The sequence below is a fragment of the Streptomyces mutabilis genome (assembly GCF_014649815.1).
Lineage (GTDB): Bacteria > Actinomycetota > Actinomycetes > Streptomycetales > Streptomycetaceae > Streptomyces > Streptomyces mutabilis.
Genome location: NZ_BMTT01000035.1, coordinates 17,330 through 28,159, shown reverse-complemented (window position 1 = coordinate 28,159; position 10,830 = coordinate 17,330). Strand labels below are relative to the sequence as shown.

Genomic DNA, 10,830 nt, shown 5'->3' with positions numbered 1-10,830 from the left:
CCCGCAGCGGGTGCCGGGCCAGTACCGCGTCCACCTCGGGCGTCAACGCCGCCGCCAACCGGGAGGCGGCGGGTCGGTCCTCGTCCCGCAGCGCGTCGACGGCGGCCAGCAGCTCCCGCCGGTCCGCGCCGCCGGGCACCTGCGCGGCGGCCCGCTCGTACAGCCGGGCGCCCTCCTCCAGGACCAGGTCGGTGTCCATCCCCGCCGGGATCTTGATCTGCGCGTGGTGGCGCCAGGTGGTGACCGGATCGCCCCACGCCTGCACGGAGTACGTCCACAGCCCGGCTTCACCGGCGGTGACGGTGGCGCCCCAACGGTCGGTGCCCGGGGCCGACTCACGCATCGGCGTCCACGGTCCGGGCCGGCCCTGCGGGTCCGTGAGGACGACGTTGGCGGCCACGGCGTCGTGCCCCTCGCGGAACACGGTGGCCGAGACCTGGAACGACTCGCCGGTCACGGCCTTCGCGGGCCTGCGTCCGTGCTGGACGACCGGGCGGACGTCCAGGACGGGGATGCGTCCGACGACGGTGGTGACGTCCGCGGGGGGTGCTCCGGGGGGGACTTCGAGTGAAGCTCCGGGGTGTGCTGACGAGTGGTGCGTGGCGGGCATGACCGCTCCTGTCCGCGTCAACGTGGGTGGGCGGATGACTGTGGGGAGGTGGGTCCTGCGGTGGTGCGTGCGGGGCGTACCGCAGGAGCCTTCCCACACTCTTCGGGTGGGCAATCCGGCACTTTGTTAACTACTCACGCGTATGTCGACACACGCGACGGCCCTGACCGAACGCCTTCCCCGCCGGGAGATCGACACGCCGGTGGTTATTAGCCCGTCCGGCGAGGGAAGAGGGTGCCGTTCAGGCCGAATCGGAGATCTTCGGGCGAAGCCCCCAGCGAGGGACACATCACGCCGGTAACGTCGTGGGGGTGAAGGCGATCCGTCGACTGACCGTCCGTCCCGTACTCCCCGACCCCCTCCGGCCGCTCAGTGATCTGGCCCGCAATCTGCGCTGGTCCTGGCACCCGGAGACCCGCGACCTCTTCCAGTCCGTCGACCCAGGGCGCTGGGCCGCGTCCGGCCGCGACCCCGTACGGCTGCTCGGCACCGTGCCGCCCGCCCGCCTCGCGGAGCTGGCCGAGGACCGGCGCTTCCTGCGCCGGCTCAGCGCGGTGGCCGACGACCTCGACCACTACATGACCGGCGACCGCTGGTACCAGGCGCAGTCCGGCCGACTGCCCGCCGCCGTCGCCTACTTCTCGCCCGAGTTCGGCATCACCGCCGCCCTGCCCCAGTACTCCGGCGGCCTCGGCATCCTGGCCGGCGACCACCTGAAGGCGGCCAGCGACCTGGGCGTGCCGCTCATCGGCGTCGGCCTGCTCTACCGCCACGGCTACTTCCGACAGTCCCTCTCCCGGGACGGCTGGCAGCAGGAGCACTACCCCGTCCTCGACCCCCACGAGCTGCCGTTGGTCCTCCTCGAGGAGCCCGACGGCACCCCGGCCCACGTCGCCCTAGCCCTGCCCGGCGGCCGGGAGCTGCGCGCCCGGATCTGGCTGGCCCAGGTCGGCCGCGTGCCGCTGCTCCTGCTCGACTCCGACGTCGAGGAGAACGACCTCGGCGAACGCGGCGTCACCGACCGGCTCTACGGCGGCGGCAGCGAGCACCGGCTGCTCCAGGAGATGCTGCTCGGCATAGGAGGTGTCCGGGCGGTACGCGCGTACTGCCGGCTCACCGGCCACGCCGCGCCGGAGGTGTTCCACACCAACGAGGGCCACGCGGGCTTCCTCGGCCTGGAACGCATCGCCGAACTGTGCGACGGGGGACTGGAGTTCACCTCCGCGCTGGAGGCGGTCCGGGCCGGGACCGTCTTCACCACCCACACCCCGGTCCCGGCCGGCATCGACCGCTTCGACCGCGAGCTGGTCGCCCGCCACTTCGGTCCCGACGCCGAACTCCCGCACATCGACGTCGACCGCATCCTCCGGCTCGGCATGGAGACCTACCCCGGCGGCGAGCCCAACCTGTTCAACATGGCGGTGATGGGCCTGCGCCTGGCCCAGCGCGCCAACGGCGTCTCGCTGCTGCACGGCGGGGTCAGCCGGGAGATGTTCTCCGGACTGTGGCCCGGCTTCGACGCCGACGAGGTGCCGATCACCTCCGTCACCAACGGTGTGCACGCCCCGACCTGGGTCGCGCCCGAGGTGTTCCGGCTCGGCGCCCGGCAGATCGGCGTGCAGCGGGCCGAGGACGCGCTGACCGTCGGCGGCTCGGACCGCTGGGACTCGGTCGCCGACATCCCCGACCAGGACATCTGGGACCTGCGCCGCACCCTGCGCGAGCAACTGGTGGAGGAGGTCCGGGAACGGCTGCGCGTCTCCTGGCGGCAGCGCGGTGCCGGGACCGCCGAACTGGGCTGGATCGACGACGTCCTCGACCCGGACGTGCTCACCATCGGCTTCGCGCGGCGCGTCCCGTCGTACAAGCGGCTCACGCTGATGCTGCGCGACCGCGACCGCCTGAAGGACCTGCTGCTGCACTCGGAGCGGCCGGTCCAGATCGTCGTCGCGGGCAAGGCGCACCCCGCGGACGACGGCGGCAAGCGGCTGGTGCAGGAACTGGTGCGGTTCGCCGACGACCCGCGGGTGCGGCACCGGATCGTGTTCCTGCCGGACTACGGCATGGCGATGGCGCAGAAGCTCTACCCGGGCTGCGACATCTGGCTGAACAACCCCCTGCGCCCCCTGGAGGCGTGCGGCACGTCCGGCATGAAGGCGGCGCTCAACGGGTGCCTCAACCTGTCGGTGCTGGACGGCTGGTGGGACGAGTGGTACCAGCCCGACTTCGGCTGGGCGATCCCCACCGCCGACGGCGCGGGCACCGACCCGGACCGGCGCGACGCCATAGAGGCCAACGCCCTCTACGACCTGCTGGAGCAGCGGATCACCCCCCGCTTCTACGAGCGCGGGGCGAGCGGACTGCCCGACCGGTGGATCGAGATGGTCCGCAGGACCCTCAGCCTGCTCGGGCCGAAGGTGCTGGCCGGCCGCATGGTCCGCGAGTACGTGGAGCGGCTCTACACCCCGGCGGCCGAGGCGCACCGCGCCATGGACCCGGACTCCGCGCGGGCGCTGGCCGAGTGGAAGTCCCGGGTGCGCACCGCCTGGTCCGGGGTGAGCGTCGACCACGTGGAGACCTCCGCCGTCACCGGTACGGCGGAGTTGGGCTCGACGCTCGGGCTGCGGGTGCGGGTGAACCTCGGTGACCTCGCACCGGACGACGTCGAGGTGCAGGCGGTCTCCGGCCGGGTCGACACCGAGGACCGGATCACCGGCGCGACCACCGTGCCGCTGAAACCGGTGGGCGGCCCCGACCTGGAGGGCCGCTGGCTGTACGAGGGCCCGCTCGCCCTGGACCGCACCGGGCCCTTCGGCTACACGGTCCGCATCCTGCCCGCGCACCGGCTGCTGGCGTCCGGCGCGGAGGCGGGCCTGGTCGCGGTGCCGTCGGACGACCTGGCCCAGGCGGCGGGGCTGCTGATGCGGTGAGCGTCCCCAGGGCGACGGGCGGGGCTCAGTCCTCCTCGTCGCCTCCGCTCAGCCGCCGCAGGACGGCGCCGCAGCGGCGGGCGTAGGCGTGCTGGAAGGCCCGGGTGGCCGGACCGCCGGCCTTGGCGTACCACTTGGCGGGACGGCTGAAGGCGTGCACGGTCAGCCAGACCGTGCCGTCGCCCGTGCGGTCGACCACGAACGCCTCCTCGCCGGACTCGGGATGACCGGGCAGCGTGCCGTAGGCCCAGCCGGCCCGGCGGTGCTCCTCCAGCGTCCACACCACCCGGCACGGTGCCTTGATCATCCCGGCGAGGGTGACCGTGACGTCGACACCGGGCGCGGCGCGTTCCGCGCCGGCGTCGATGCCGACACCCATCTCCCGGTGCATCTCCCAGGTCAGCACGGCTTCGGCCGCGCGCCGGAACACCGGTTCGCCTTCCCCGAGGCGGGTGCGTACGTGCATGGGGCGGAAGCCGGGAGGGCAGGCTCCCTGCTCGCGGGTGGCGCCGACGTCGTCGTACGTGAAGGACATGGGCACCAAGACTAGGGCGACACCCGGGAACCACTGGTTCCGGGTGTCGCCCGTCACACCATGGGGGCGCGAAAGGCCTACGGGAAGGTCAGCCGCCAGGAGTCGATGTACCCGGTGTCCTGCCGCCCCTGGTCCTGCACGCGCAGCTTCCAGGTGCCGTTGGCCGTCTCGGAGGAGGCGTCGACGGTGTAGGTCTCGTGCACGTCCTCGGCCGGGTCGTAGCCGCTGCTCTTCAGCAGGTACGCCGTCCCGTCGGGCGCGATCAGATCGATCCGCAGGTCACCGCGCCAGCTGTGCACGATGTCCACGCCCACCTTCAGGTTGCTCGGCGCCTTCCCGGCCCGGCCCGAGACGGTGAGCGAGGAGGTCACCGCCGACCCGTAGTCGGGGATGTTCACGTTCGCGCCGCTCTCGAAGGTCGTGCCGTCGCCGCTCCCGCCGTCACCGGGGCGCGCGCCGACGTTGATGCCCGCCCACGCGTGCTGCACCGCCGTGTACTCGGCGCTGTCGGTGCCGTACAGCTCACCGGCCGCCGCGAGGGTGCCGGTGCGGGCGCCCGCGTAGTTGGTGGTCGACGTGAACTTGGTGGTCAGCGCGCGGAACCAGATCTTCGCGGCCTTCTCGCGGCCGATGCCGGTGACCGGGAGGCCGTCCGAGGTGGCCGAGTCGTAGGTGACACCGTTGATGGTCTTGGTGCCGCTGCCCTCGCTCAGCAGGTAGAAGAAGTGGTTGGCCGGGCCCGACGAGTAGTGGACGTCGACGTTGCCGATCCCCGAGTACCAGTAGTCCTTGGACGCGCCGTCCTTGCTGGGCTTGTCCATGTAGCGCAGCGGGGTGCCGTCGCCGTTGATGTCGATCTCCTCGCCGATGAGGTAGTCACCGACGTCGGAGGAGTTGTTCGCGTAGAACTCGACGGACGCGCCGAAGATGTCGGAGGTGGCCTCGTTCAGCCCGCCCGACTCGCCGCTGTAGTTGAGCCCCGCGGTGTTGGAGGTGAGGCCGTGCGTCATCTCGTGCGCGGCCACGTCGATGGAGGTCAGCGGGTTGGCGTTGCCGGCGCCGTCGCCGTACGTCATGCAGAAGCAGCCGTCCGACCAGAAGGCGTTGACGTAGTTGTTGCCGTAGTGGACCCGGGAGTAGGCGCCCACGCCGTCGCCGCGGATGCCGGAGCGGCCCTGGACGTTCTTGTAGTAGTCCCAGGTCAGCGCGGCCCCGTAGTGGGCGTCGGCGGCGGCGGTCTCGGTGTTGGACGCGCTGCCGTCGCCCCAGACGTCGTCGGGGCCGGAGAAGAGCGTGCCGGTGCCGGAGGTGCCCCGGTTCAGGTTGTACGTCTTGTGGTTGCCGCGCGCGGTGTCGGTCAGCGTGTACGACGACCCGGACCGCGCGGTGCCCAGTGTCACCGTGCCGCTGTACAGGGTGTTGCCGGTGCCGTTGTGGATCGCCTGGTACTCGTAGAGCTTGGCGCCCGTGGCCGCGTCGGTGACGACGTGCAGCTCGTTCGGGGTGCCGTCCTCCTGGAGGCCGCCCACGACCGTCTCGTACGCCAGGACCGGGGTGCCGTTCGCCGCCCAGATCACCTTGCGCGGGGCGCGGTCGGCGTCCGGTGCCTGGGCCCCGGCGGCCTTGGCGGCGGACACGGCCTGCGTCCCGGCCTTGGCGGCGGAGATCTTCGGCGTCACGGTGGCCGGCGTGATGGCCTTCGGGGTGGCCTTCACGACCCGCTCGGTATTCCCGGCGTCGCTGGTGACGACGAGGTCGCCGCCGAGGACCGGCAGTCCGTCGTAAGTGCGTTCGTAACGGGTGTGCACGGTGCCGTCGCGGTCCTTGACCACGTCGCGGACGACAAGCTTCTCCTTGGCGCCCAGGCCGAGGTCGCCGGCGGTCTCGGCCTTGGTGGCGTCGGCCTCGCGTATCAGCTCGGCTCGCTGGGCCGGGCTGAGTTCGACGGCTTCGGCACCCGGAGCGGGGGTCGGGCCGGGAGCCGCGGTGGCGGCTCCGGACTGCACCGCCGTGGCGATCAGCGCGGCGACACCGGCGAGGGCGACGGCGGCGGCGCGGCGGTGGGTGGTGCGGGACGCGGTGTGGGAGGTGCGTCTGTGGGGAGAGCTGCTGCTCAACACTGACTCCTTCTGCGTGGCCGCGGGTCGCGCGGCCAGGGGAGACCGGTCGGCGGGTGGGCCGGCCGGGCGGTGCTGGTTCGGTACGCAGAAACCACATGCCAGGAGCTGGCCGCGGCACAGCGCTGACAGGAAAGCTGTGGGGGCGCTGTGCAACGGCCGTGGGAAGAGTGGCAGGCGAGCGGTGCCTCTGTCAGGAGCGCGTCAGGAAGTTGGCCGGAAATCGTTCGTTGTCCGGGCGTTCATGTTCGATATACGGAAGCGTCGCCCGGCCGTGGTACTGACTGCCCGGTCAGTCAGTGACGGTCTCCGGGGCCGGCTCCCCGTGCCAGAAGTCCCACAGCGCCGCGTACGCGCCCCGGGCCGCCACCAGCTCCTCGTGCCTGCCGAGTTCCGTGAGCCGGCCGCCCTCCATCACCGTGACCCGGTCGGCGTCGTGCGCGGTGGGCAGGCGGTGGGCGACGGCGATGACGTTGCGGCCCACCAGTACCGCGGCCAGGGCGCGCTCGGTGGGCCGGGCCGTGGCCGGGCCCAGCAGGGAGGTGGCCTCGTCCAGGATCAGCGGTGTGCGGGTCGGCCGGCACCACCCGGGCCAGGGCGAGCCGCTGGGCCTGCGAGCCGTCGGTGCGGTGCGCGTCGGCGCCCAGCTCGGCGTCGAGACCGCCGGGCAGGTCCCGCCCCCACCGCTCGGCGCCCACGGCGGCCAGGGCCGACCACAACTGCTCGTCGGTGGCGGCCAGCCGCCCCGGCGGTCCGGCGTGCCGGGGTCTCCGTACGCGTCGATCACCGTTGCTCTCCCCTGAGGACCGCCCTCACGCCAGACTGTCCCGCCACGCCCGGTGCAGCTCCGCGAACCGACCCGTCCCGGCGGTCAACTCGTCCGGCGAGCCGTCCTCCACGATCCTTCCGTGTTCCATCACCAGCACCCGGTCGGCGATCTCCACGGTGGAGAGCCGGTGCGCGATCACCACCGCCGTACGGCCCTTCAGCACCGTCGCCATGGCCCGCTGAACCGCCCGCTCCCCGGGGACGTCCAGCGAGCTGGTCGCCTCGTCCAGGATCAGCACCGCCGGGTCCGCCAGCAACGCCCGCGCGAAAGCGACGAGCTGTCGTTGCCCGGCGGAGATGCGGCCGCCCCGCTTGCGGACGTCGGTGTCGTAGCCGTCGGGCAGCGAGGCGATGAAGTCGTGGGCGCCGATCGCCTTCGCGGCCCGCTCGATCTCCTCCCGCGTCGCCTCCGGACGGCCGATGGCGATGTTCTCGGCGACCGTGCCGGAGAACAGGAACGCCTCCTGCGTCACCATCACCACCCCCCGGCGCAGTTCGGGCACGGCCAGGTCGCGCAGGTCGGTGCCGTCCAGCAGGACCCGCCCGTCGGAGGGGTCGTAGAACCGGGCGAGCAGCTTGGCCAGCGTCGACTTGCCGGCGCCGGTCGAGCCGACGACGGCGACCGTCTGCCCGGCCGGGATCGTCAGGTCGAAGCGGGGCAGCACCTCGCCGCCGGTGCGGTAGGCGAAGCGGACCGAGTCGAAGACGACCTCGCGCCCCGGGTGCTCCGACTCCAGGGGCGGCAGCTCCTTCGGTGCGGCCGGCTCCTGCACCGACGGCGTCTGCGCCAGCAGTCCGGCGATCTTCTCCAGCGAGGCCGCCGCCGACTGGTAGGAGTTCAGGAACATGCCGAGCCGGTCGATCGGGTCGTACAGGCGGCGCAGGTACAGCACCGCCGCCGCGAGCACGCCGAGGGCCAGGGTGCCGTCCGCGACCCGGTAGGCGCCCCACAGCACGATCCCCGCGACGGCCGCGTTGGCGACCAGCCGCGAGCCGACGACGTACCGGGCCATCTCCAGCAGCGCGTCGCCGTTGGCCCGCTCGTGACGGCGGTTCAGTACGGCGAAGTCGGCGTCGTTGGCGGCCTCCCGGCGGAAGGCGCGCACCGGACGGATGCCGTTCATCGTCTCCACGAACTTCACGATCACCGCCGCGATCGCCGTGGACCGCTGCCGGTACGCCCGGCCCGCACGCCGCTGGTACAGCCGCACCAGCGCGTACAGCGGCACGAACGACGCAACCGCGACCCCGCCGAGGCCCAGGTCCAGCCAGAGCAGCAGCGCCGCGATGTAGACGAAGGACAGGATGACCGTCACCAGCTCCTGCAGGCCCTCGTCGAGCAGTTCGCGCAGCGACTCCACGTCCGTGGTGGAGCGGGAGATCAGCCGGCCCGAGGTGTAGCGCTCGTGGAAGTCGACGCTGAGTGCCTGGGCGTGGCGGAAGATCCGGCCGCGCAGGTCCAGCAGCACGTCCTGGCTGACGCGGGCCGCGGTGGCGATGAACGCGTACTGCAGCCCGCCCGCGGCCAGCGAACAGAGCAGGTAGCCGGCGCCCAGGGCGATCAGCGGGCCGTGGTCGTCGGCCCGCAGCGCCGGTACGGCGTGGTCGATGGCGTAGGCCACCAGCAGCGGACCCGCCTGCACGGCCGCTTGCTGGAGCAGCAGGAGGAAGGTGGTGAGGGCGACCCGGGCCTTCACCGGCGTCAGCAGGGAACGCAGCAGGGCGCCGGTCGCGCCCGGCGGGCTGGGCAGGACGTCGCGGTCGAAGGCGTCGTCGGCCGCGGGCGTCCCGTCCCCGGCCGCTCCGCCGCCGTCGGGCTGTGCCTCGTCCGGCGCGGTGGCCGTGGGCGCGGTCATCGGCCGTCCCCTTCCCGGAGTCCCTCGTGATCCTCGCGCCCGTCGAGCCCGGACATCAGGTGGGCGTACTCGGCGCTGGTGCGCAGCAGTTCGTGGTGGGTGCCGACGGCGGCGATCCGGCCGCCCGACAGCAGCGCGACGCGGTCGGCCAGCAGCACAGTGGAGGGGCGGTGGGCCACGATCAGGGCGGTGGTGTCGGCGAGGACCTGCCGCAGGGCGGCCTCCACCGCGGCCTCCGTGTGCACGTCCAACGCGGACAGCGGGTCGTCCAGGACCAGGAACCTCGGCCTGCCGACGACCGCCCGGGCGAGCGCGAGGCGCTGCCGCTGGCCGCCGGACAGGCTGAGGCCCTGCTCGCCGACCTGGGTGCCGGTGCCCTGGGGCAGCGCGTGCGCGAAGTCGGCCTGCGCGACGGCGAGGGCCCGGCCAAGCTCTTCGTCACCCGCTCCGTCACCGGCCCCCATCAGCACGTTCTCGCCGACGCTGGCCGAGAAGAGGGTGGGCTCCTCGAAGGCGACGGCGACCATCGCGCGCAGCTCCTCGCGGGACAGGGCGGTGATGTCCTCGCCGTCCAGCGTGATACGTCCGTCGGTCACCTCGTGCAGGCGGGGGACGAGCGTGGTGAGCGTCGTCTTGCCGCTGCCGGTGGCGCCGACCAGGGCCATGGACTCGCCGGGGCGGATGTGGAGGTCGACGCGGTCGAGGAGGGGCGGGGAGTCGGGGGGCGCGTCGGGGTAACGGAAGCGGACGCTCTCGAACCGCAGACCTCCGAGGCGACCGGACCCGGTGTGCACCGGGCGGTGGACGGGCCGCTCGGCGCCGGGAGGTGCCACCGCGTCGGATTCGACCTCCGCGTCCATCACCTCGAAGTACCGGTCCGTAGCCGTCGCCGCCTCCTGGCTCATCGCCAGCAGGAAGCCGATCGACTCCACCGGCCACCGCAGCGCCAGCGCCGTGGACAAGAACGCCACCAGCGTCCCCGCCGACAGCGCCCCGTCCGCCACCTGCACCACCCCCACCACCAGCGCCGCGCCGATCGCCACCTCCGGCAGCGTCACGATGACCGCCCAGATGGACGCCAGCAGCCGCGCCTTGCGCAGCTCCGTCCCGCGCAGGGTGTGCGACAGCTCGTGGAAGGCCCGCGCCTGGCTGCGGTGCCGGCCGAAGCCCTTGATGATCCGGACGCCGAGCACGCTCTCCTCGACCACGGTCGTCAGGTCCCCGACCTGGTCCTGCGCCCGCCGAGCCACCGCCGAGTACTTCTTCTCGAAGATCCCGCAGGTGATCATCACCGGAACGGCGGGCCCGAGGATCACCAGCCCCAGCGTCCAGTCCTGGACCAGCATGATGCCCACGCCGACCAGGATCGTCACCCCGTTGACCAGCAGGAAGGTCAAAGGGAACGCGAGGAACATGCGCAGCAGCATCAGGTCCGTCGTCCCGCGCGACAGCAACTGCCCCGAGGCCCAACGGTCGTGGAAGGCCACCGGCAGCCGCTGCAGATGCCGGTACAGAGCCGCTCGCATCCCCGCCTCGACCGCCGACAGCGGCCGGGCCACCAGCCACCGCCGCAGCCCGAACAGCAGCGCCTCCGCCACCCCGAGGAGCAGCAGGTACAGCGCGCCGAGCCACACTCCGGACGGGTCCCGGTCGGCCACAGGCCCGTCCACCATCCACTTCAGGACGAGCGGGATCACCAGGCCCACGCAGGAGGCGAGGACCGCGATGACCGCCGCGCTCCCCAACCGTGCCCGCACGGGCCGTACGTACGGCCACAGCCGCAGCAGGGCGCGCACGGTGGAACGCTTCTCGGCGAGGTGGTCCGGGGCGGGCGCGGGTGTCGTGAGCATCAGCAGCGAGACTACGGTTCACCACTGACGGTGCCCACCGAGTTTTCGTCGACCAGGGGGTCGTGCGGAGGCGTGCACGGCCCGGTGGGTGCGCCGTCGAGCGC

Annotated in this window: 6 protein-coding genes and 1 pseudogene; 1 reads left to right on the top strand and 6 read right to left on the bottom strand. The window is 72.8% G+C overall.

Translation table 11 applies throughout. The features are described from left to right. A partial coding sequence (locus tag IE142_RS33470) for a maltotransferase domain-containing protein (RefSeq protein WP_191889215.1) occupies window positions 1–610 on the bottom strand: 610 nt, incomplete at its 3' end. A gap of 311 nt (window positions 611–921) precedes the next feature. Here IE142_RS33470 and IE142_RS33465 point away from each other — a divergent pair. After that, entirely contained in the window at window positions 922–3,540 is a 2,619-nt protein-coding gene (locus IE142_RS33465; RefSeq protein ID WP_191889214.1) for a glycosyltransferase family 1 protein, read from the top strand. Window positions 3,541–3,565: 25 nt separating this feature from the next. On the opposite strand, the gene IE142_RS33460 is transcribed toward IE142_RS33465, so the two are convergent. The 5 genes and pseudogenes from IE142_RS33460 to IE142_RS33440 form a co-directional block, all read right to left on the bottom strand. Beyond that, window positions 3,566–4,075 carry a DUF1990 domain-containing protein gene (locus IE142_RS33460; protein WP_191889213.1) on the bottom strand — a complete coding sequence of 170 codons (510 nt, stop codon included), beginning with the start codon at window positions 4,073–4,075 and terminating at the stop codon, window positions 3,566–3,568. 77 nt (window positions 4,076–4,152) lie between these two features. Beyond that, the gene (locus IE142_RS33455; RefSeq protein ID WP_191889212.1) at window positions 4,153–6,192 is read right to left on the bottom strand and encodes a M4 family metallopeptidase; all 2,040 of its coding nucleotides are present in this window, start codon (window positions 6,190–6,192) and stop codon (window positions 4,153–4,155) included. 292 nt (window positions 6,193–6,484) lie between these two features. Next, window positions 6,485–6,929: pseudogene (locus tag IE142_RS33450) on the bottom strand (ABC transporter ATP-binding protein); the annotation flags it as partial. A gap of 75 nt (window positions 6,930–7,004) precedes the next feature. Further along, window positions 7,005–8,876 carry an ABC transporter ATP-binding protein gene (locus IE142_RS33445; protein ID WP_191889211.1) on the bottom strand — a complete coding sequence of 624 codons (1,872 nt, stop codon included), beginning with the start codon at window positions 8,874–8,876 and terminating at the stop codon, window positions 7,005–7,007. Continuing rightward, the gene (locus IE142_RS33440) at window positions 8,873–10,726 is read right to left on the bottom strand and encodes an ABC transporter ATP-binding protein (protein WP_191889210.1); all 1,854 of its coding nucleotides are present in this window, start codon (window positions 10,724–10,726) and stop codon (window positions 8,873–8,875) included. The genes IE142_RS33445 and IE142_RS33440 overlap by 4 nt, the downstream gene beginning before the upstream one ends. Window positions 10,727–10,830: the final 104 nt, after the last annotated feature.